The following is a 21011-nucleotide window of genomic DNA, read 5'->3' on the forward strand; positions in this document are numbered from 1 at the left end:
CTTGAACCCGACTTAAATAAGTACTTTCTATCTATGGCTAAAATTATCGGCATCATTGTCGTGTTCGCGAGCGTGCTCGGCGGATACGTGCTCTCCCATGGCAAGATTGCCGCCCTGATCCAACCTTTCGAGGTCATGATCATCGGTGGTGCGGCCCTCGGTGCATTCCTGCAGGCCAACCCTGGCTATATGACCATGCACGTGCTCAAGAAATCCCTGAGCATGTTCGGTTCGCGTTTCAGCCATACCTTCTATCTGGAGGTGCTTGGCCTGGTCTACGAGATCCTCAACAAGAGCCGCCGCGAAGGCATGATGGCCATCGAGGGCGATATCGAAGACGCCGCCGCCAGCCCGATTTTCGCCAAGTACCCGGCTGTGCTCAAGGACGCCCGCATGACGGCGTTCATCTGTGATTACCTGCGCATCATGTCGTCCGGCAACATGGCCCCCCACGAGCTCGAAGGCCTGTTCGACATGGAGCTGTACAGCCTCAAGGAAGATCTGGAGCATCCCTCCCACGCGGTCACCGGGATCGCCGACGCGATGCCTGGCTTCGGTATCGTCGCGGCGGTACTGGGGATCGTGGTGACCATGGCTTCCCTGGGCGACGGTGACCAGAAGTCCATCGGCCTGCACGTGGGTGCGGCCCTGGTGGGTACCTTCTTCGGTATCTTGGCGGCGTATGGTTTCTTCGGGCCGCTGGCCACCTCCCTGGCCCATGACGCCAAGGAAGAACTCAACGTCTACGAGGCCATCAAGGCTTCCCTGGTGGCTTCGGCCTCGGGCATGCCGCCATCGTTGGCGGTGGAGTTCGGGCGCAAGGTCCTGTACCCGGCGCACCGTCCAAGCTTCGCCGAGCTGGAACAAGCGGTTCGCGGTCGCTAAGTTATGGAAAATAACCAGCCGATCATCATCAAGCGCGTCAAGCGCATAGCCGCTGGGCATCACGGGGGCGCCTGGAAAATCGCCTTCGCCGACTTCGCCACGGCGATGATGGCGTTCTTCCTGGTGCTGTGGCTGTTGTCCACGGCAACCCCGGAGCAGAAGATCGCCATCGCCGGTTACTTCAAGGACCCGGTCGGCTTTTCCGAAAGCGGTACGCCCTACATCATCGACCTGGGCGGCTCGCCGACCCTGGCGCCGGAAAATACCCTCAACCCCGAGGTCAAGTCCCAGCCCCAGCCCGACAAGGTGACGGTGGACTCCGAGCAGGTCGAAGGCATGGCCGAACAGGTCGAGCGCGAGCGCCTGGAGCTGCTGTTGCAGGAATTGCAGAACAAGGTCGAAGAGAACCCGCAACTGCAGAAATTCAAGGACCAGATCCTGTTCGAAATCACCCCGAACGGGTTGCGCATCCAGATCATGGACGCCGAGAACCGGCCAATGTTCGACTCCGGCAGCGCGCGCCTGAAGCCGTATTTCGAGGACATCCTGCTGGCCATGGCCGACACGATCAAGGCGGTGCCGAACAAGATCAGTATCAGTGGTCATACCGATGCCAAACCCTACATCGGCAAGGGTGACTACGGTAACTGGGAACTGTCCGCCAACCGCGCCAACGCGGCCCGTCGGGCCCTGGTGGCCGGCAGCTATCCGGACGAGCAGGTGGCGCGGGTGGTCGGTTATGCGTCTTCGGCGCTGTTCGACCGCAAGGACCCGTTCAATCCGGTCAACCGGCGTATCGATATCGTGGTGTTGACCAAGAAGGCGCAAAAAGCCATCGAGGGCTCGCAAACCGACGATCCGGCACCCGATCCGGTCCCGGGCGAGGGGGCGCCGGGTGAAGTGCCTGCTCCGACCACCACGCCTGGCGCGGCGGCCGATCCGAATGCGTTGCCGGCAGACCAGCAACCCGTGCCGGCCCATGAACTGCGCGAGCGGCTGAACCTGTTCGACGACGCCGCGCCCAAGCCTCCCGGAGCGCCGGCGCAGTGATCTGAAGGTTTGTCGATGGACCTGTGGCGAGGGGATTTATCCCCGTTGGGCTGCGCAGCAGCCCCCCTATGCCTATCTTTTTATTCAGGGATATGAAAGGGAGGGGGGCGCTTCGCGCCCCAGCGGGGATAAATCCCCTCGCCACAGTTGTGTCCGGCTTCCCTTTCTTTCAGCTCAGTAACCGCTTTCCGGCAGGCTGGCGATGATCGAGCGGTAGCTGTTCATCCGTTGCTGATGCACGCGACCTTCTTCCAGGGCCTTGAGCAGGGCGCAACCAGGTTCGCGGTCGTGCTTGCAGTCGCGGAAGCGGCAGGTGCCGATCAGCTCGTTGAACTCGATGAACCCGGCTTCGACATCGGCCCGGCTGACGTGGCCCAGGCCGAATTCACGGATACCCGGTGAGTCGATCAATTCACCGCCGCCAGGGAAGTGGAACAGCCGCGCGGTGGTGGTGGTGTGGGTGCCCTGGCCGGACAGCTCGGACAACGGCCCGACGCGCGTCTCGACTTCCGGCAGCAGGCTGTTGACCAGGGAAGACTTGCCCACGCCAGACTGGCCGACGAACACACTGATGCGCCCGTCCAGCTGCTGTTGCAACTGCTCCATGCCGTTGCCGTGATGGGCCGAGACTTCCAGCACCGGGTAACCCAGATCCCGATAGACCGACAACAGGGCGTTCAGCGCCGGGGCGTTGTGTTCGTCGATCAGGTCGAACTTGTTGAGCAGCAACAACGGACGGATGCCGGCGTGTTCGGCGGCCACCAGGTAACGGTCGATCAGGTTGGCGTGGGGCTCGGGCAATGGGGCGAACACGATGACGATCATGTCGACGTTGGCGGCCACGGGCTTGAGCTGGCCTCGGCTGTCCGGCCGGCACAGCTCGGTGTGGCGCGGCAACTGCGCGACGATCACGCCGATGCCTTGGTTGCCGGCCCGCCAGACCACCTGGTCGCCGGTCACCAGCGCCGGCAGGTTGGCGCGCAAGTGACAGCGGAACACCTGGCCGGCCAGTTCGCCTTCCTGGGCCTCGACCTCGACCTGCACGCCGAAGTGGGCGATCACCAGGCCGGTCTGTTCAGGGCCCAGGTCGCCACCCTCCAGGGCTTCGACAGCACTGGATTCGCGTTTGGCGGCGCGGGCGGCGCGCTCGCCCTGGATCTTTTCGATGCGCCAGTTCTGACGACGATTGAGTTGGCGTTTGGCCATGGGTGTTCCGTATGAAGAAATGCAGCGAATAGGGTAAAACGGCGGCGAGTTTAGCACGCCCAAGGGCCTGCCTAAGCTAAACTGCGTGGCTACGCCGAGGAGCTTCCCTATGCAAAACCCGCAGAACCTGATCTGGATCGACCTGGAAATGACCGGTCTGAACCCTGATACCGACGTCATCATCGAAATGGCCACCATCGTCACCGACAGCGACCTCAACACCCTGGCCGAAGGCCCGGTGATCGCGATCCACCATAGCGACGAAGTCCTGGCCGGCATGGACGAGTGGAACACGCGCCAGCACGGCGGCTCGGGCCTGACCCAGCGGGTGCGCGAGAGCAAGATCAGCATGGCCGAGGCCGAGGCCCAGACCCTCGCTTTCCTGGAGCAGTGGGTGCCCAAGGGCAAGTCGCCGATCTGTGGCAACAGCATCTGCCAGGATCGTCGCTTCCTTTATACCCACATGAAATCCCTGGAAAGCTACTTCCACTACCGCAACCTGGACGTCTCCACCCTCAAGGAGCTGGCCGCCCGCTGGGCGCCAGAAGTGCGCGACAGTTTCCAGAAGGGCAGCACCCACCTGGCCCTGGACGACATCCGCGAGTCCATCGCCGAGTTGCGGCATTACCGCAAGCATTTCATCAAGTTCTGAAGCCTGTCCCATGTAGGAGCTGCCGAAGGCTGCGATCTTTTGATGTAGATCCGCTGAGCGTTCGCTTGCGGCTCAATTGGCTGGAAAAAGATCGCAGCCTCGCTTTGCTCGGCAGCTCCTACGGGCTTGTTCTCCTGCAAGGATCGTCATCAATGTTGCTGATGCTTTATCTGATCGCCATCACCGCCGAAGCCATGACCGGCGCCTTGTCTGCCGGGCGGCGGGGCATGGACTGGTTTGGCGTGGTGCTGATCGCCTGTGTCACGGCGCTGGGTGGCGGCTCGGTGCGCGATGTGTTGCTCGGTCATTACCCGCTCACCTGGGTCAAGCACCCGGAGTACCTGGTGCTGACCACCGCGGCGGCGATGCTGACGGTGTTCCTGGCGCGCTGGATGCGCCATTTGCGCTCGCTGTTCCTGGTACTCGACGCCGTGGGCCTGGTGGCGTTCACCCTGATCGGCTGCATGACGGCCCTGGAAATGGGCCATGGCATGCTGGTGGCGTCGGTCAGTGGGGTGATCACCGGGGTGTTCGGTGGCATTCTGCGGGACATCTTCTGCAACGATATTCCGCTGATCTTCCGTCGCGAACTCTACGCCAGCGTCTCGTTTGCCGCGGCGTGGTGTTATCTGCTGTGTGTCTTCCTGCAATTGCCGAACGAGCAGGCGATCCTCATCACCTTGTTCGGCGGTTTCCTGCTGCGGCTCCTGGCGATTCGCTTTCACTGGGAAATGCCGAAGTTCGTCTACAACGACGAGGTCTGACGCTCGGCATGTTGGCGCAACGCCCACGCCACGTGCTCGCGCACCAGTTCCGACGGATAGTCGCGCCGCGCCTCGAGCGCTTGCAGCACGGGAATGGTTGACGGCGCATTGCCCAGGCCCACCGCCAGGTTGCGCAGCCAGCGCTCGTAACCGGCACGGCGCAACGGTGAGCCCTCGGTGCTGCTGAGGAATTTCTCTTCGTCCCACATGAACAGCTCGGCCAAGCCGGCATTGTCCAGGTTGTGCCGCGGCTTGAAGTCGCTTTCCCCGGACGGTCGGGCAAAGCGGTTCCACGGGCAGACGATCTGGCAGTCGTCACAGCCGAACACCCGGTTGCCGATCAGTGGCCGCAGCTCTTCAGGAATGGCGCTTTTCAGCTCGATGGTCAGGTAGGAAATGCAACGGCGAGCATCGAGCACGTAGGGCCCGACGAAGGCATTCGTCGGACAGATGTCCAGGCATGCGGTGCATTTTCCGCAATGCTCGGTGCCGTGGGGTGGGTCGATGGGCAGCGGCAGGTCGACAAACAGCTCGCTCAGGAAGAAATAGCTGCCGGCCTTACGGTTCAACACCAGGGTGTTTTTACCGATCCAACCCAGGCCGGCCTGTTCGGCGATGGCTTTTTCCAGCACCGGTGCGCTGTCGACAAAGGCGCGGTAGCCAAAGGGGCCGATGACCGCCTGAATTTTTTCCGCCAATTGCTGCACGCGTTTACGGATCAATTTGTGGTAATCGCGGCCCAACGCATAACGCGAGACGTAGGCTTTTTCCGGTTGGCCGAGCAATTGCGCCATTTGCGTATCGCCCGGCAAGTAGTCCATGCGCAGGGAAACCACTCGCAGCGTGCCCGGCACCAGTTCCTCGGGGTGCGAGCGTTTGCTGCCATGGGCGCCCATGTAGTCCATTTCGCCGTGGTAGCCGGCCTCGAGCCAGCGTTGCAGGTGTTGTTCATGCTCGGCCAGGTCCAGGCCGCTGATGCCGACCTGCTGGAAACCCAGCTCGCGGCCCCATTCCTTGATGGATTGGGCGAGGGCGGGGAGGTCTGTGGGAATGGCAGGCATGAGGCGAGAGAAACCGGAGCTGAGATGCGTATAATTCTGCCAGACATCGGAGCCCGAAGACGCATGCCGCACACTAAAGATGATTTTCCCGACGCGCTGTACAGCGCCGCGCAGGTCCGGGCCCTCGATGCTCAACTGATCGCGGCAGGCACCGCCGGTTTCGAATTGATGCAGCGTGCTGCCCGGGCCACCTGGCGAGCGATCGTCCGACGCTGGCCTGACGCCCGCGAGCTGACCGTGTTGGCCGGCCATGGCAACAATGCCGGCGATGGCTACCTGGTCGCGACGCTGGCCCGACGCGCCGGCTGGTCGGTGCGGGTGCTGACGGTGGGCGAGCCCCGGCGATTGCAGGGGGACGCCGCCAATGCCCATGCCGAGGCCGTGGCGGTGGGCGTGCCGATTGAGCCGTGGTCGGATGAGGCCGAGTTGCGCGGCGTGTTGCTGGACGCGCTGCTCGGCACGGGCCTGAAGGGCGATGTGCGCGAGCCTTATGTGCAGGCCATCGATACGATCAACGTCAGCGGCCTGCCGGTCGCGGCGGTGGATATCCCTTCGGGGTTGTGCGCCGACACCGGCCGGGTGCTGGGCACGGCGGTGGCGGCCGACCTGACTGTGACCTTCATTGGCTTGAAACTGGGGCTGTTCACTGGCGAGGCGGCTGACCGGGTCGGAGAGCTGGTGTTCAATGACCTGCACGCCGATCCGGATATTGTTGAAGCGGCACCGGCCAGTGCCCGACTGCTCCAGCCCCACAATCTGCCTCGTCTGACACCTCGCGCCGCCACTTCCCACAAAGGCAAGTTCGGTCATGTGCTGTTGATTGGCGGCGACCGGGGCTTCGGCGGTGCCATCCAGATGAGCGCCGAAAGCGCCCTGCGCTGCGGTGCGGGCATGGTTTCACTGGCGACCCGCAGTGAACATGTGTCCGCCGCGCTGATGCGTTTACCGGAAGTGATGGTGCAGGGCACCCATTCGGCGAACCAATTGATGGGCCTGCTCCAGCAGGCCAGCGTGCTGGTGGTCGGGCCGGGCCTGGGCCAGGCTGCCTGGGGACGCAGCCTGTTGTCGGCGGCGGCCAATGCGCCACTGCCGCAAGTGTGGGATGCCGATGCGCTGAACCTGCTGAGCAGCGGCGATGTCCGTCTGCCTGAGCCGTGCGTCATCACCCCGCACCCGGGCGAGGCGGCGCGCCTGTTGGAGATGTCCACCGCCCAGGTGCAGGCCGATCGCCCGGCGGCGGCCCATGCCTTGAGCCAGAAATACAGCGCCACGGTGATCCTCAAGGGCGCCGGCAGCCTGATCGCCAGCCCGGACGGTCGCCTGGCGGTTTGCAGCCAAGGCCATCCGGCCATGGCCACCGCCGGTCTGGGGGATGTGCTGGCCGGTGTGGTCGGGGCCTTGCTGGCCCAGGGCATGGACGGCTTCGAGGCCGCGTGCCTGGCGGTCTGGCTGCACGCCAATGCCGGTGCCCAGGTCGGTCGCTCGGGCCGGGGGGTGGCGGCGACCGATCTGATCCCGGCCATTCGTCAGTTGTTGGAGGAGCATTCACCGTGTCTGAAGTAACCCTGTACGTGGCGGACGAACAAGCCATGACACAATTTGGCGCCCGCATCGCGCAGATCACCGCCGGCCGCGGCCTGATTTTTCTCGAGGGCGACCTCGGCGCGGGGAAAACCACCTTGTCCCGTGGCATCATTCGCGGCCTCGGGCACGTCGGTTCAGTCAAGAGCCCGACGTTCACCCTGGTCGAGCCCTATGAGATCGGCGACATTCGCGCCTTCCATTTCGACCTGTATCGACTGGTGGATCCCGAGGAGCTGGAATTCCTCGGCATCCGCGATTATTTCGAAGATGACGCCTTGTGCCTGATCGAATGGCCCCAGAAGGGTGCAGGCTTTTTGCCAAAGCCCGACCTGACCATTACCATTGGCGCGCAGAACGGCGGGCGTTCGCTGAAACTGACGCCGCAAGGCTCCCGTGGTGAGTCGTGGTGTGCCGCTTTGGCATTGGAAAACTAATTGATGATGGGGTTTGGTATGCGCTTTCGCGCGGTGGTTGCTGTCGTAGGACTGTTGCTTACGGCACTGGCCGTCGATGCTGTGGCCGAGACAAAGGTCAACAGCGTTCGCCTCTGGCGGGCGCCGGACAACACACGGCTGGTGTTCGACCTGACGGGGCCGGTGCAGCACAGCGTATTCACCCTGACCGCCCCGGATCGCCTGGTGATCGACATCAACGGCGCGACCCTGGGGGCGCCTCTGAATGTCGCTACCGCCAACACGCCGATCACCGCGATGCGCTCGGCCCAGCGTACGCCGACCGACCTGCGGGTGGTCATCGACCTGAAAAAAGCCGTGACCCCGAAAAGCTTCACCCTGGCCCCCAACGCCCAGTACGGCAACCGGCTGGTGGTGGACCTGTTCGACAACCCGGCCGATGCCGAGCCACCGCCACCGCCGCCAACCAATGTGGCCACGGTGCCGGCAGTGCCGGTGACCCCGACCGAGCCTGCGCTCAAACTGCCACCGGCCCCGGCCGGCAAGCGCGACATCATCGTCGTGATCGACGCCGGCCACGGTGGCGAAGACCCGGGGGCCTCGGGCTCGCGCGGGCAACGTGAAAAAGACGTGGTGCTGTCCATCGCCCGTGAATTGCAGCGCCAGGTCAACGGCATGAAAGGCTTCCGCGCCGAACTGACCCGCACCGGCGACTATTTCATTCCCTTGCGCGGACGCACCGAAATCGCCCGCAAGAAAGGCGCTGACCTGTTCGTCTCCATTCACGCCGACGCCGCACCTTCGGCGGCAGCGTTCGGGGCCTCGGTGTTCGCCCTGTCCGACCGTGGCGCGACTTCCGAGACCGCCCGTTGGCTGGCCGACACTGAAAACCGTTCCGACCTGATCGGCGGTGCCGGCAACGTCAGCCTCGACGACAAGGACCGGATGCTCGCCGGTGTCTTGCTCGATTTGTCGATGACCGCCTCGTTGACCTCCAGCCTGAACGTCGGCCAGAAGGTCTTGAGCAACATCGGTCGCGTCACGCCGCTGCACAAGCAGCGCGTCGAACAGGCCGGGTTCATGGTGCTCAAGTCGCCGGACATCCCGTCGATCCTGGTGGAAACCGGGTTCATTTCCAACGCCAACGAAGCCTCGAAACTGTCGACGTCGAGCCATCAGCAGGCCCTGGCCCGCTCCATCAGCAGCGGCGTACGGCAGTTCTTCCAGCAGAACCCACCGCCGGGCACCTACATCGCCTGGCTGCGGGACTCCGGCAAGATCGCCCAGGGGCCACGGGATCACCGCGTCAACCCGGGCGAAACCCTGGCGATGATTGCCGTGCGCTACCAGGTGTCGCCCGCCACCTTGCGCAGCGCCAACAATCTCAAGAGCGATGAGCTCAAGATTGGCCAGACCCTGACCATTCCGGGCAATGAAGTGGCGGCCAAGCAATGAGTGACGAAGTGATTGGCAACACCGCCCGCATCGAGCTGCTCAGCCCGCGGCTGGCGAACCAGATCGCCGCCGGTGAAGTGGTCGAGCGTCCGGCGTCGGTCATCAAGGAACTGCTGGAAAACAGTCTGGACTCTGGGGCCAGGCGCATCGATGTGGATGTCGAGCAAGGCGGCGTCAAGCTGCTGCGGGTGCGCGATGACGGTGGCGGTATTCCCTCTGACGACCTGCCGTTGGCCCTGGCGCGTCATGCCACCAGCAAGATCCGCGACCTGGAAGACCTCGAGCGGGTCATGAGCCTGGGGTTCCGGGGCGAGGCGCTGGCGTCCATCAGTTCGGTGTCGCGCCTGACCCTCACCTCCCGCACCCGCGACGCCGAGCAGGCCTGGCAGGTCGAGACCGAAGGCCGCGACATGGCCTCTCGCGTCCAGCCGGCGGCTCATCCGGTGGGCACCTCGGTGGAAGTGCGCGATCTGTTCTTCAATACTCCGGCCCGACGCAAGTTTCTCAAGGCCGAGAAGACTGAATTCGATCACCTGCAAGAAGTCATCAAACGCCTGGCCCTGGCGCGTTTTGACGTGGCGTTCCATTTGCGCCACAACGGCAAGACCATTCTCAGCCTGCACGAAGCCCACGACGACGCGGCTCGTGCCCGGCGCGTGGGGGCGGTGTGCGGTGCCGGTTTCCTCGAACAGGCGTTGCCCATCGAGGTGGAGCGCAATGGCCTGCACCTGTGGGGGTGGGTCGGCTTGCCAACGTTCTCCCGCAGCCAGGCGGACTTGCAATATTTCTACGTGAACGGCCGGGCGGTGCGCGACAAGCTGGTGGCCCACGCGGTGCGCCAGGCCTATCGCGATGTGTTGTTCAATGGCCGGCATCCGACCTTCGTGCTGTTTTTCGAAGTCGATCCGGCGGTGGTGGACGTCAACGTGCACCCGACCAAGCACGAAGTACGTTTCCGTGACGGGCGCATGGTCCACGATTTCCTTTATGGCACCCTGCATCGTGCCCTGGGCGATGTGCGACCGGAAGACCAACTGGCGGCGCCGGCGGCTGTGGCTGGCATGGTCCGGCCAACGGGGCTGGAGGCCGGTGAATTCGGGCCCCAGGGCGAGATGCGCCTGGCGGCCAATGCCCTGCTGGAGCAACCCCAGCCGCAGCCGAGCTACAACACGGCCGGCAACGGTGCCGGCAGTGGCTACCAGTATCAATACACCCCGCGCCCGCAATCGAACGTGCCGGCGGCGGAAGCCCAGGCGGCCTACCGTGAATTCTTCAAGCCCTTGCCGGAAGCTGGCGCGGCGGCGATGCCCGAGGGCCAAGGTGACATTCCGCCGCTGGGCTACGCCCTGGCGCAGCTCAAGGGTATCTACATTCTCTCGGAAAATGCCCAAGGCCTGGTGCTGGTGGACATGCACGCCGCCCATGAGCGGATCATGTACGAGCGGCTGAAAGTCGCCATGGCCAGCGAAGGCCTGAGCGGCCAGCCGCTGTTGGTGCCCGAGTCCCTGGCCGTCAGCCAGCGCGAAGCCGATTGCGCCGAAGAACATGTGGCCTGGTTCCAGCGCCTGGGCTTCGAATTGCAGCGCCTGGGCCCGGAAACCCTGGCGATCCGCCAGATCCCGGCCTTGTTGAAGCAGGCCGAGGCCAATCGCCTGGTCAGCGACGTGCTGGCGGACCTGATGGAGTACGGCACCAGCGACCGGATCCAGGCGCACCTGAACGAACTGCTCGGCACCATGGCCTGCCACGGCGCGATCCGCGCCAATCGGCGCCTGGCCCTGCCGGAAATGAACGGTCTGCTGCGGGACATGGAAAACACCGAACGCAGCGGTCAATGCAACCATGGCCGGCCGACCTGGACCCAACTGGGCCTGGACGACCTGGACAAACTGTTCCTGCGCGGTCGTTGATGAGCCCGTTGCCACCCGCGATTTTCCTGATGGGGCCGACCGCCGCCGGCAAGACCGACCTGGCCATCGAATTGGCCAAAGTCCTGCCCTGCGAGTTGATCAGTGTCGATTCGGCCCTGGTCTATCGGGGCATGGATATCGGCACCGCCAAGCCGTCAAAAGAACTGCTGGCCGAATTCCCCCACCGCCTGATCGACATCCTGGATCCGGCCGAGGCGTATTCGGCGGCCGATTTCCGGCGTGACGCGCTCCAGGCCATGGCCGAAATCACCGCGCGGGGCAAGATCCCGCTGCTGGTGGGCGGTACGATGCTGTACTACAAGGCCTTGGTCGACGGGCTGGCGGACATGCCCGCGGCCGATCCCGAGGTGCGCGCGCAGATCGAAGAAGAGGCCGCGCGCCTGGGCTGGCAGGCCCTGCACGAGCAATTGGCGGTCATCGATCCGGAGTCGGCGGCGCGTATTCACCCCAATGACCCGCAGCGGCTCAGTCGGGCCCTGGAGGTTTATCGGGCCAGCGGCCAGAGCATGACGGCCCTGCGCCAGCGACAATCTGCGCAAAGTACTGAAGCAGCCGCTTCGGGACTGCAACAATTGCCCTATACTGTCGCGAATCTGGCCATCGCTCCGGCGAACCGGCAAGTGCTGCATCGGCGAATTGAACAAAGATTCACATTAATGTTGGAACAGGGGTTCATAGACGAGGTCGTAGCCCTGCGTGAGCGAAGTGACCTGCATGCCGGGTTGCCGTCTATACGTGCGGTAGGTTATCGGCAAGTCTGGGACTACCTGGACGGCAAGCTGACGTCAGCCGAGATGCAGGAGCGTGGGATCATTGCCACGCGCCAATTGGCGAAACGCCAGTTCACCTGGCTGCGCAGCTGGACTGACCTGCATTGGCTCGACAGTCTCGATTGCGACAATCTGCCACGCGCCTTGAAATACCTCGGGACCATCTCCATATTGAGCTGAGTCCTTGCAATTGCCGTCTATCCTTGGGGGTGTGACGGCCCAAGCCATCTGATTCCGATTTTTATTATTGATCCTTAAAGGAGTGCGGCACATGTCAAAAGGGCATTCGCTACAAGACCCTTACTTGAACACTTTACGTAAAGAGAAAGTTGGGGTGTCCATCTATCTGGTCAACGGGATCAAACTGCAAGGCACGATCGAGTCTTTCGACCAGTTCGTCATCCTTCTGAAAAACACCGTCAGCCAGATGGTCTACAAGCACGCGATCTCGACAGTGGTGCCAGTTCGTCCAATTCGTCTGCCTAGCGCAACCGAATCCGAAGGCGGTGACGCTGAACCGGGTAACGCCTGATAGGAGCCTCCTTTGTTCTTTGAGCGCCACGGTGGTGGTGAACGGGCCATTCTCGTTCACTTGGATGGACAGGACCCTGAGGCGCGCGAAGATCCGCAGGAGTTTCAGGAATTGGCACTTTCGGCCGGCGCCGAGACCGTCGCGTTTTTCAACGTGCCGCGTCACCGGCCAACCGCCAAGTTCCTGATCGGCAGTGGCAAGGTCGAGGAGTTGCGCGACCTGGTCAAGGCCGAGCAGGTCGATCTGGTGATTTTCAATCACATCCTCACGCCCAGTCAGGAACGTAACCTCGAACGTGTCTTCGAGTGTCGCGTAATCGACCGCACGGGGCTGATCCTCGATATCTTCGCCCAGCGCGCCCGCACCCATGAAGGCAAGCTCCAGGTCGAACTGGCCCAGCTTGAGCACATGAGTACGCGGCTGGTCCGCGGCTGGACTCACCTTGAGCGGCAGAAAGGCGGTATCGGCCTGCGGGGCCCGGGGGAAACCCAGCTGGAAACCGACCGCCGCCTGTTGCGGGTTCGCCTGCGCCAGATCAAGGGGCGGCTGGAAAAGGTCCGCAGCCAGCGCGAGCAGTCGCGACGTGGTCGCAAGCGCGCGGATATCCCGACGGTTTCACTGGTGGGCTATACCAACGCCGGCAAATCGACCCTGTTCAACAATGTCACCCAATCCGACGTCTACGCCGCCGACCAGTTGTTCGCCACGCTCGACCCGACCCTGCGCCGGCTCGACCTGGACGACCTCGGGCCGATCGTGCTGGCCGACACCGTGGGCTTTATCCGTCACCTGCCGCATAAACTGGTCGAGGCTTTCCGGGCTACGCTCGAAGAGTCGAGCAACTCCGACCTGCTGCTGCATGTAATCGATGCCGCGGAGCCGGACCGGATGCTGCAGATCGAACAGGTGATGGTGGTGCTGGGCGAGATCGGAGCCCAGGACTTGCCGATCCTCGAGGTATACAACAAACTCGATTTGCTCGAAGGCGTGGAGCCGCAGATCCAGCGCGATGCCGATGGCAAGCCGCAACGGGTCTGGCTGTCGGCCCGCGATGGCACCGGCCTGGACCTGCTCAAGCAGGCCGTGGCCGAGCTGTTGGGCAGCGATCTGTTTGTCGGCACCCTGAAATTGCCACAACGTTTTGCCCGGTTGCGTGCGCAGTTTTTCGAGCTGGGGGCTGTGCAAAAAGAAGAACACGACGAAGAAGGTGTCTGCCTGCTGGCTGTTCGCCTGCCTCGGGCGGAGCTCAACCGACTGGTCAGTCGCGAAGGGCTGCAACCGATGGAATTCATCGAGCAACACACTTTGCAATAAAAGCCTGAGAAAGCGGTGTCAGGCATTCTGTAGCATTGGTCGGCGCGCCGTGGGTGCGTCTTTGCTTTATCAGATGGAGAGCGCTATGGCTTGGAATGAGCCGGGTGGCAACTCGAATAATCAGGATCCTTGGGGTGGCAAGCGTCGTAACAACGGCGACCGCAAGGGGCCGCCGGATCTCGACGAGGCCTTCCGAAAGCTGCAGGAAAGCCTGAACGGTTTGTTCGGTGGTGGTAAAAAACGCGGTGACGAGGGGGGCGGTCGTTCGGGCAAGGGCGGCGGTTTCGGCCTGCTCGGCATCGGTCTCGTCGTGCTGGCGGCTGTCTGGCTGTACAGCGCGGTCTATGTCGTGGACGAGCAGGAGCAAGCCGTGGTGCTGCGCTTCGGCAAGTACTACGAGACGGTTGGTCCGGGCCTGAATATCTATTTCCCGCCGATCGACCAGAAGTTCATGGAGAACGTCACGCGTGAGCGGGCGTACACCAAGCAGGGCCAGATGCTGACCGAAGACGAGAACATCGTCGAAGTGCCGCTGACTGTGCAATACAAGATCACCAACCTGCAGGACTTCGTGCTGAACGTCGACCAGCCGGAAATCAGTCTGCAGCATGCGACCGAAAGTGCCTTGCGCCATGTGGTGGGTTCCACCGCCATGGACCAGGTGCTGACCGAAGGTCGTGAGCTGATGGCCAGCGAAATCAAGGAACGCCTGCAACGGTTCCTCGATACCTATCGCACCGGTATCACCGTCACCCAGGTCAACGTCCAGAGCGCAGCGGCACCGCGTGAGGTCCAGGAAGCCTTCGACGACGTGATCCGTGCCCGTGAAGACGAGCAGCGTTCGCGCAACCAGGCTGAAACCTATGCCAACGGCGTCGTGCCGGAAGCTCGTGGCCAGGCCCAGCGCATCATTGAGGATGCCAATGGTTATCGCGATGAAGTGGTCTCCCGTGCCAAGGGTGAGGCCGATCGCTTCACCAAGCTGGTGGCCGAGTATCGCAAGGCCCCTGAAGTGACCCGCCAGCGTCTGTACCTGGACACCATGCAGGAAGTCTTCAGCAATACCAGCAAGGTCCTCGTGACCGGCAACAAGAACGGCCAGAGCAATCTGCTGTACCTGCCGCTGGACAAGATGGTCGAGAGCGGTCGCAACACCAGCACGCCACCGGCCAGTTCGGCGGCGGCCAGCAATGAGGCCGGCACCCGCGCAGCGGCGGACCTGCAACAACAGCAAGCACGTACCAGGGAGAGTCGCTGATGAGCAATAAATCGCTGATCGCCCTTATTGTCGGTGTCGTCGTGGCGATCGCTGCCTGGAACTGCTTCTACATCGTGGCTCAGACCGAGCGCGCGGTGTTGCTGCAATTCGGTCGCGTGGTCCAGGCTGATGTCCAGCCGGGGCTGCATGTGAAGGTGCCCTACGTCAACAAGGTGCGCAAGTTCGACGCTCGCCTGATGACGCTGGATGCGCCGACGCAACGCTTCCTGACGCTGGAAAAGAAAGCCGTGATGGTGGACGCCTATGCCAAGTGGCGCGTGAAGGATGCCGAGCGCTTCTACACCGCGACCTCGGGCCTGAAGCAGATCGCCGACGAGCGTCTGTCCCGTCGTCTGGAATCGGGCCTGCGTGACCAATTCGGTAAGCGCACGTTGCATGAAGTGGTGTCCGGTGAGCGTGATGCGCTCATGGCCGACATCACCCGTTCGCTGAATACGATGGCGGAAAAAGAGCTGGGTATCGAAGTGGTCGATGTCCGGGTCAAGGCCATCGACCTGCCGAAGGAAGTGAACCGCAGCGTGTTCGAGCGGATGAGCACCGAGCGCGAGCGTGAAGCCCGCGAGCACCGCGCCAAGGGTAACGAGCTGGCCGAAGGTATCCGTGCCGACGCCGATCGCCAACGCCGCGTGCTGCTGGCCGAAGCCTATCGTGAATCGGAAGAGGTCCGGGGTGATGGTGATGCCCAGGCCGCTGCGATCTACTCCAAGGCTTATGGTCAGGATCAGGAGTTCTACGCGTTCTACCGTAGCCTGCGTGCCTACCGTGAAAGCTTCGCAAACAAATCCGACGTCATGGTCCTGGACCCAAGCAGCGACTTCTTCCACTACCTGGAAAAGTCCAAGCCTTGATACGGCGTTGACTTGAAGCACTCCGCCCGGCGGCTAAAGCGTCGGGCGGGGTGATCCTTTGGGAAAACGTGTGTATGATGCGGCAGCCGGGAAATTCCCGGCTTTTTTGCGTCTGCACGTTTGATTGTGGTTTTGGTTGCAGGCGTCGGGTTGAACGACTCGACAGGTTTTTCGAGGAAAGTGCTGGGCGAGGCCGATTGCTGGCCATTCGTCACGTCGCTCATGCGCGTGTTTTGCGCGTGGGCCAAGTATTTTCTGCTTCACTCAAGGCTTGCCCGAGGGCTGGCCGCCCGGACCATAGGGGAATGGCGTAATGGCAACGGTAGACCGCTGGCTGCTGCCAGATGGCATCGAAGAAGTACTGCCACCGGAAGCTGCGCGTATCGAAGTAGCGCGTCGGCAGGTGTTGGATCTGTTCCAGAGCTGGGGTTACGAGTTCGTCGTCACCCCGCATATCGAGTACCTGGAATCCCTGCTCACCGGCGCGGGCCAGGACCTGGATTTGCGCACCTTCAAGGTGATCGACCCGCAGTCGGGCCGGCAGATGGGCTTTCGTGCCGACATCACGCCGCAAGTGGCGCGCATCGACGCCCATACCCTGCGTCGTGAAGGCCCGAGCCGCCTGTGCTACGCCGGCAGCGTGCTGCATGCCCAGCCGCGTGCCTTGTCATCATCGCGCAGCCCAATCCAGCTGGGCGCCGAGTTGTATGGCGATGCCAGCCCGAGCAGTGACGTGGAAGTCATCAGCCTGATGTTGGCCATGCTGCAACTGGCTGACGTGCCTGATGTCCACATGGACCTGGGGCACGTCGGCATCTATCGCGGCCTGGCCCGTGCGGCCGGTTTGTCTGGCGAAGTGGAGCAGCAGCTGTTCGATGCCCTGCAACGCAAGGCCATCGACGAAGTCATCAGCCTGACCGAGGGCCTGCCGGCCGATCTGTCGGGCATGCTGCGGGCACTGGTGGACCTGTGCGGCGGACGTGAAGTATTGGCCGCTGCCCGTGAACGCCTGGCCCATGCGCCGGTGCCGGTGTTGGCCGCGCTGGACGATTTGCTGGCGATTGCCGAGCGTCTGTCGGTGCGCTTCCCCGAGTTGCCGCTGTATTTCGACCTGGGCGAGTTGCGCGGTTATCACTATCACACCGGCGTCGTGTTCGCCGTGTTTGTGCCGGGCGTGGGCCAGTCCATCGCCCAGGGCGGCCGTTATGACGACATCGGTGCCGACTTCGGTCGCGCCCGTCCGGCGACCGGTTTCTCTACCGATTTGAAAACCCTGGTGACCCTGGGGCGTGCTGAAGTCGAGCTACCGTCTGGCGGTATCTGGATGCCTGACAGTACGGATGCGGCACTCTGGCAGGCGGTCTGTCAGTTGCGCAGTGAGGGTCAGCGTGTCGTCCAGGCCTTGCCTGGGCAGCCTTTGGCCGCCGCCCGTGAAGCGGACTGCGACCGGCAATTGATTCAGCAGAACGGGCTTTGGCAAGTATTGCCGCTGGCTTCTTGAGTTTTCCCGCCGGCCGCGGCCGGCACCAAGTTTGCGCGAATGAGGACAAGTGTTATGGGTAAGAATGTCGTAGTCCTGGGCACCCAGTGGGGTGATGAGGGCAAAGGCAAGATCGTTGATCTGCTGACCGAACATGCTGCCGCCGTAGTGCGCTACCAGGGTGGCCACAACGCAGGTCACACCTTGGTGATCGACGGTGAAAAAACCGTCCTGCACCTGATTCCGTCGGGCGTGCTGCGCGAAGGCGTCCAGTGCCTGATCGGCAACGGTGTGGTGGTTGCACCCGATGCCTTGCTGCGGGAAATCATCAAGCTGGAAGAAAAAGGCGTACCGGTGCGCGAGCGCCTGCGTATCAGCCCGTCCTGCCCGCTGATCCTGTCCTATCACGTGGCGCTGGACCAGGCCCGCGAAAAGGCCCGTGGCGAGCTGAAGATCGGCACCACCGGTCGTGGCATCGGCCCGGCCTACGAAGACAAGGTGGCCCGTCGTGGCCTGCGCATCGGTGACCTGTTCCACCGTGAGCGTTTCGCCGCCAAGCTGGGCGAGTTGCTGGACTACCACAACTTCGTCCTGGTCAATTACTACAAAGAACCGGCCATCGACTTCCAGAAGACCCTGGACGAGTGCATGGAATACGCCGAGTTGCTCAAGCCGATGATGCTCGACGTCACCGCCGAGCTGCACGAGCTGCGTCGCGCCGGCAAGGACATCATGTTCGAAGGTGCCCAGGGTTCGCTGCTGGACATCGACCACGGTACCTACCCGTACGTCACCAGCTCCAACACCACTGCCGGCGGCATCGCCACCGGTTCGGGCTTCGGTCCGATGTACCTGGACTACATCCTGGGCATCACCAAGGCCTACACCACCCGCGTCGGTTCGGGCCCGTTCCCGACTGAGCTGTTCGACGACGTCGGTGCCTTCCTGGCCAAGCGTGGCCACGAGTTCGGTGCCACCACCGGCCGCGCCCGTCGTTGCGGCTGGTTCGATGCCGTCATCCTGCGTCGCGCCATCGACGTCAACAGCATCTCGGGCCTGTGCCTGACCAAGCTGGACGTGCTGGACGGCCTGGAAACCATCAACATCTGCGTGGGCTACAAGAACCAGGACGGCGCTGTCATCGACGCACCGACCGACGCCGACAGCTACATCGGCCTGGAGCCCGTGTATGAGCAGATGCCAGGTTGGACCGAATCGACCGTCGGCGCCAAGACCCTGGAAGAACTGCCTGTGGCAGCGCGCAACTACATCAAGCGCGTCGAAGAGTTGGTCGGTGCGCCGATCGACATTATTTCGACGGGGCCGGACCGCAACGAAACCATCGTGCTGCGTCATCCGTTCGGCTGATAAGTCTTTGATGTAAAACACAAAGGGCCCTCGCTAGGGCCCTTTGTCGTTTCTGCCTGCCGGGCGGCACGACACTTGCTATGCAACTCCATTAAGGCACCGCTTTCCTGAGTGCCATCAAATTAATGGCGTTTGGTAGAGGGATTTCACGTGTCGGCCGTTCTCTCACTGTTACAAAGCCGTTTGCTACGGCCGGTGTTCGTTACCCTGGGTATCGCCCTTTTGGTGCAGGTGCTGGTGGCTGTTGCGCTGACCCGGAGCACCGTCACGGCGCTGGAAGCCGACCTGGGCGCGCGATTGGGGGCGGACAGCCAGAAGCTTTCCGCCGAGCTGGAGCAGGCCGGGCGAGAGGTCACGTCGAGCCTGGACAGCCTGTCCGCCAATACCCGCCAGCGGCTCAATGCCGGCTTGTCGGCTCGCCTGAAGGACGAACAGGCGCAGTTGCGTGGGACCTTGGAAAAGGACTTGAGGGACTCCGCCAATGATATGGCGCAGCTCCTGGCTTCCGTTGCGCCGCGTGCCATGTGGGATAACGACGTGCCCACTCTCTCTGAATTCGCCCGTCGGGCCCAGCGCAATCCCAACGTGTTGTTCGTCATTTATGACGACGCCGCGGGTGAGCACCTGACGCGCTACCTGAACCGGGAAAACCCGATCAACAAGGCGCTGCTGGAGAAAGGCAAGGGCGAGCGGGCGCTGGACAAGGTATTGGACGCGGCGAAGAACGATCCGTCGGTGTATTACCTCGAAGCCTCGATCAACCCCAATGGCGTCGAGATCGGCAAAGTCTTGATGGGGGTTTCCACGGCGTCCGTTGAAACCGACCTGAAGGCGCTGGATCAACGCTTCTCGGCCTTGATCGCCAGCAGTGATCAATTGGTCGGCGACAGCCTCAAGGGCGCGGCGGCCGACAGTGCCGCCGCCATGCGCGGTCGCCTGGAGTCGGCCCAAGCCACGGCCACGCAGATGCAGACCAACACCGCCAGCACCGTGCAGGACGCTGCGGGCACCTTGCGCTGGCGCATAGGCCTGGGCCTGGCGCTGGTGGGCTTCGGCGTGCTGGTGTTGCTGGCCGTGGTGCTGGGGCGTCGGGTGGTCAATCGCTTGAAACTGCTGATCGCGGCCATGAACGACCTGGCGGCGGGCGAGGGTGACCTGACCAAGCGCGTGCAAATCAACAGCAAGGACGAAATCGGCGACATGGCCTCGGCGGTCAATCGCTTTGTGGATAAGTTGCAGCCCATCGTGCGCGAGGCGGGCGATGTGGCCCAGCGTACCGGTGTGGAAATCGGTGCGATGACCTTGCGCAACTCCGGCGCCGATGCGGCGGCCGGGATGCAGCGTGATGAAGTGGCCGAGAGCCTGCGTGCGCTGTCGCAAATGGCGGACGAGGCTCAATCGGAAAGCCAGGCGATGCAGGCGGCCCTGCAGCAAGTGGTGGAGATCCGCCAGGCCACCGATGAAAACACGCGCACTTCGGCCAAGGTCAGCGGCTTGATCGAGGCCCTGGCCGGCCAGGTCGATACCGGGGCGGCAGTGATCGAGCGGTTGGCGCAGCAGAGCGAACAGATTGAAGTGGTGCTGACCGTGATTCACGGCATCGCCGAGCAGACCAACTTGCTGGCCTTGAACGCGGCCATCGAGGCGGCGCGGGCCGGGGACACCGGGCGCGGCTTTGCGGTGGTGGCGGATGAGGTGCGGGCGTTGGCGAGCAAGACCCAGAGCTCCACGGGCGATATCCAGGCGCATATCGTGGCCTTGCAGCAGGGGGCTCGCGAGGCGGTGGCTGCCATCGGCCAGGCCGGGCGCCAGGCCAGCGAAGGTTTGTTGGTGCTGCGTGACAGCGCGCGGTTGCAGCAGTCGGTGCAGGCGTCCGTCGAGCAGGTGCACGCGGCCATCGGCCTGGCGACCCAGGCGGCGGCTCATCAGGCCCAGGGCGCGCAAGCGGTGCGTGGGCGGGTGGAAACCATCCATGCCCAGGCTGAGAAAGCGGCCCAGGCCGTGGTCGAGACCACCGCCAGCGGCAAGGTGCTGGACAACCTGGCGGCGCAACTGAAGGCAAGTCTGGGGCAGTTCAGGGCCTGATCAGGCGGCTGGGCTGACCCCATCGCGAGCAAGCTCGTGATGAGGCCTGTAGGAGCTGGTGAAGCCTGCGATCTTTTGGTCTTTCACTCGCGATTCAATTGTCTGGGGAAAGATCGCAGCCTCGTTGCACTCGGCAGCTCCTACGGTTCGTGGTTGGCGGGAGAGAAGGGCTGGGGGGCGGAAACGCAAAAACCCGCTTTCGCGGGTTTTTGTGAGGTTCAAGGCCTTGACCTTGAAGCTTGAATTGGTGCCCAGAAGAAGACTCGAACTTCCACGACCTTGCGGTCACCAGCACCTGAAGCTGGCGTGTCTACCAATTTCACCATCTGGGCAG

18 protein-coding genes, 1 tRNA gene and 1 pseudogene are annotated in these 21011 nt (G+C 63.1%); 17 read left to right on the plus strand and 3 right to left on the minus strand.

Annotation, left to right across the window (positions count from 1 at the left end; translation table 11 throughout):
• Window positions 1-33 precede the first annotated feature (33 nt).
• Window positions 34-885 carry a flagellar motor stator protein MotA gene (motA, locus tag BLP82_RS28025; protein ID WP_092176152.1) on the plus strand — a complete coding sequence of 284 codons (852 nt, stop codon included), beginning with the start codon at window positions 34-36 and terminating at the stop codon, window positions 883-885.
• Window positions 886-888: 3 nt separating this feature from the next.
• Entirely contained in the window at window positions 889-1935 is a 1047-nt protein-coding gene (gene motB, locus BLP82_RS28030) for a flagellar motor protein MotB (RefSeq protein ID WP_092176155.1), read from the plus strand.
• Window positions 1936-2109: 174 nt separating this feature from the next.
• Here the strand turns inward: motB and rsgA are convergent, their stop codons facing one another.
• The gene (gene rsgA, locus BLP82_RS28035; protein WP_060739429.1) at window positions 2110-3141 is read right to left on the minus strand and encodes a small ribosomal subunit biogenesis GTPase RsgA; all 1032 of its coding nucleotides are present in this window, start codon (window positions 3139-3141) and stop codon (window positions 2110-2112) included.
• 109 nt (window positions 3142-3250) lie between these two features.
• Here rsgA and orn point away from each other — a divergent pair, with 109 nt between their 5' ends.
• Both orn and BLP82_RS28045 read left to right on the plus strand, forming a co-directional pair.
• A complete protein-coding gene (gene orn / locus BLP82_RS28040; protein ID WP_092176158.1) occupies window positions 3251-3793 on the plus strand; it encodes an oligoribonuclease in 543 nt (180 codons plus the stop codon).
• 152 nt (window positions 3794-3945) lie between these two features.
• Entirely contained in the window at window positions 3946-4557 is a 612-nt protein-coding gene (locus tag BLP82_RS28045; RefSeq protein WP_030140169.1) for a trimeric intracellular cation channel family protein, read from the plus strand.
• Here the strand turns inward: BLP82_RS28045 and queG are convergent.
• Window positions 4539-5618: a tRNA epoxyqueuosine(34) reductase QueG gene (gene queG / locus BLP82_RS28050; RefSeq protein WP_060739427.1), complete on the minus strand. Its 1080-nt coding sequence runs from the start codon at window positions 5616-5618 to the stop codon at window positions 4539-4541. The genes BLP82_RS28045 and queG overlap by 19 nt on opposite strands.
• Before the next feature lie 63 nt (window positions 5619-5681).
• Between queG and BLP82_RS28055 the strand changes: the two genes are divergently transcribed.
• The 13 genes and pseudogenes from BLP82_RS28055 to BLP82_RS32220 all read left to right on the plus strand — a co-directional run bounded on the left by BLP82_RS28055 (window position 5682) and on the right by BLP82_RS32220 (window position 20677).
• Window positions 5682-7181: an NAD(P)H-hydrate dehydratase gene (locus BLP82_RS28055; protein WP_092176161.1), complete on the plus strand. Its 1500-nt coding sequence runs from the start codon at window positions 5682-5684 to the stop codon at window positions 7179-7181.
• Entirely contained in the window at window positions 7169-7636 is a 468-nt protein-coding gene (tsaE, locus tag BLP82_RS28060) for a tRNA (adenosine(37)-N6)-threonylcarbamoyltransferase complex ATPase subunit type 1 TsaE (RefSeq protein ID WP_092176165.1), read from the plus strand. The genes BLP82_RS28055 and tsaE overlap by 13 nt, the downstream gene beginning before the upstream one ends.
• A gap of 3 nt (window positions 7637-7639) precedes the next feature.
• Window positions 7640-9070: an N-acetylmuramoyl-L-alanine amidase gene (locus tag BLP82_RS28065; protein ID WP_092176170.1), complete on the plus strand. Its 1431-nt coding sequence runs from the start codon at window positions 7640-7642 to the stop codon at window positions 9068-9070.
• Window positions 9067-10980: a DNA mismatch repair endonuclease MutL gene (mutL, locus tag BLP82_RS28070; RefSeq protein WP_092176174.1), complete on the plus strand. Its 1914-nt coding sequence runs from the start codon at window positions 9067-9069 to the stop codon at window positions 10978-10980. Before BLP82_RS28065 ends, mutL begins: the two co-directional genes overlap by 4 nt.
• Window positions 10980-11951, plus strand: coding sequence for a tRNA (adenosine(37)-N6)-dimethylallyltransferase MiaA (gene miaA, locus BLP82_RS28075; protein WP_092176178.1), 972 nt, complete (start codon window positions 10980-10982; stop codon window positions 11949-11951). The genes mutL and miaA overlap by 1 nt, the downstream gene beginning before the upstream one ends.
• A gap of 91 nt (window positions 11952-12042) precedes the next feature.
• Window positions 12043-12303 (plus strand): RNA chaperone Hfq, encoded by a 261-nt coding sequence (hfq, locus tag BLP82_RS28080; protein WP_003186419.1) that lies wholly within the window; start codon window positions 12043-12045, stop codon window positions 12301-12303.
• 12 nt (window positions 12304-12315) lie between these two features.
• Window positions 12316-13617 carry a ribosome rescue GTPase HflX gene (hflX, locus tag BLP82_RS28085; RefSeq protein ID WP_092176183.1) on the plus strand — a complete coding sequence of 434 codons (1302 nt, stop codon included), beginning with the start codon at window positions 12316-12318 and terminating at the stop codon, window positions 13615-13617.
• A gap of 85 nt (window positions 13618-13702) precedes the next feature.
• Window positions 13703-14875: an FtsH protease activity modulator HflK gene (gene hflK / locus BLP82_RS28090; RefSeq protein ID WP_092176188.1), complete on the plus strand. Its 1173-nt coding sequence runs from the start codon at window positions 13703-13705 to the stop codon at window positions 14873-14875.
• Complete coding sequence (gene hflC, locus BLP82_RS28095) at window positions 14875-15744, plus strand: protease modulator HflC (protein WP_060739420.1); 870 nt, start codon at window positions 14875-14877, stop codon at window positions 15742-15744. Before hflK ends, hflC begins: the two co-directional genes overlap by 1 nt.
• Before the next feature lie 313 nt (window positions 15745-16057).
• On the plus strand, window positions 16058-17245 hold the full coding sequence (locus BLP82_RS28100; RefSeq protein WP_092176192.1) for an ATP phosphoribosyltransferase regulatory subunit: 1188 nt from the start codon (window positions 16058-16060) through the stop codon (window positions 17243-17245).
• 54 nt (window positions 17246-17299) lie between these two features.
• On the plus strand, window positions 17300-18592 hold the full coding sequence (locus BLP82_RS28105; protein WP_039592540.1) for an adenylosuccinate synthase: 1293 nt from the start codon (window positions 17300-17302) through the stop codon (window positions 18590-18592).
• A gap of 1125 nt (window positions 18593-19717) precedes the next feature.
• Window positions 19718-19771, plus strand: a pseudogene (locus BLP82_RS32215) (hypothetical protein); the annotation flags it as partial.
• Between the two features lie 201 nt (window positions 19772-19972).
• Window positions 19973-20677: a methyl-accepting chemotaxis protein gene (locus BLP82_RS32220; protein WP_371914154.1), complete on the plus strand. Its 705-nt coding sequence runs from the start codon at window positions 19973-19975 to the stop codon at window positions 20675-20677.
• Between the two features lie 245 nt (window positions 20678-20922).
• Here the strand turns inward: BLP82_RS32220 and BLP82_RS28115 are convergent.
• Window positions 20923-21009, minus strand: a tRNA-Leu gene (locus BLP82_RS28115).
• Between the last annotated feature and the right edge of the window lie 2 nt (window positions 21010-21011).

Origin of the sequence: Pseudomonas sp. NFACC37-1, from assembly GCF_900101575.1 — a bacterium.
GTDB lineage: Bacteria > Pseudomonadota > Gammaproteobacteria > Pseudomonadales > Pseudomonadaceae > Aquipseudomonas > Aquipseudomonas fluorescens_AA.

What these genes read in the sequence shown, in the direction of transcription:
- motA (WP_092176152.1), top strand. Translation starts at nt 34, where the DNA reads ATGGCTAAAATTATCGGCATCATTGTCGTGTTCGCGAGCGTGCTCGGC.
- motB (WP_092176155.1), top strand. Translation starts at nt 889, where the DNA reads ATGGAAAATAACCAGCCGATCATCATCAAGCGCGTCAAGCGCATAGCC.
- rsgA (WP_060739429.1), bottom strand. Translation starts at nt 3,141, where the DNA reads ATGGCCAAACGCCAACTCAATCGTCGTCAGAACTGGCGCATCGAAAAG.
- orn (WP_092176158.1), top strand. Translation starts at nt 3,251, where the DNA reads ATGCAAAACCCGCAGAACCTGATCTGGATCGACCTGGAAATGACCGGT.
- BLP82_RS28045 (WP_030140169.1), top strand. Translation starts at nt 3,946, where the DNA reads ATGTTGCTGATGCTTTATCTGATCGCCATCACCGCCGAAGCCATGACC.
- queG (WP_060739427.1), bottom strand. Translation starts at nt 5,618, where the DNA reads ATGCCTGCCATTCCCACAGACCTCCCCGCCCTCGCCCAATCCATCAAG.
- BLP82_RS28055 (WP_092176161.1), top strand. Translation starts at nt 5,682, where the DNA reads ATGCCGCACACTAAAGATGATTTTCCCGACGCGCTGTACAGCGCCGCG.
- BLP82_RS28065 (WP_092176170.1), top strand. Translation starts at nt 7,640, where the DNA reads ATGATGGGGTTTGGTATGCGCTTTCGCGCGGTGGTTGCTGTCGTAGGA.
- mutL (WP_092176174.1), top strand. Translation starts at nt 9,067, where the DNA reads ATGAGTGACGAAGTGATTGGCAACACCGCCCGCATCGAGCTGCTCAGC.
- miaA (WP_092176178.1), top strand. Translation starts at nt 10,980, where the DNA reads ATGAGCCCGTTGCCACCCGCGATTTTCCTGATGGGGCCGACCGCCGCC.
- hfq (WP_003186419.1), top strand. Translation starts at nt 12,043, where the DNA reads ATGTCAAAAGGGCATTCGCTACAAGACCCTTACTTGAACACTTTACGT.
- hflK (WP_092176188.1), top strand. Translation starts at nt 13,703, where the DNA reads ATGGCTTGGAATGAGCCGGGTGGCAACTCGAATAATCAGGATCCTTGG.
- hflC (WP_060739420.1), top strand. Translation starts at nt 14,875, where the DNA reads ATGAGCAATAAATCGCTGATCGCCCTTATTGTCGGTGTCGTCGTGGCG.
- BLP82_RS28100 (WP_092176192.1), top strand. Translation starts at nt 16,058, where the DNA reads ATGGCAACGGTAGACCGCTGGCTGCTGCCAGATGGCATCGAAGAAGTA.
- BLP82_RS28105 (WP_039592540.1), top strand. Translation starts at nt 17,300, where the DNA reads ATGGGTAAGAATGTCGTAGTCCTGGGCACCCAGTGGGGTGATGAGGGC.
- BLP82_RS32220 (WP_371914154.1), top strand. Translation starts at nt 19,973, where the DNA reads ATGGCGGACGAGGCTCAATCGGAAAGCCAGGCGATGCAGGCGGCCCTG.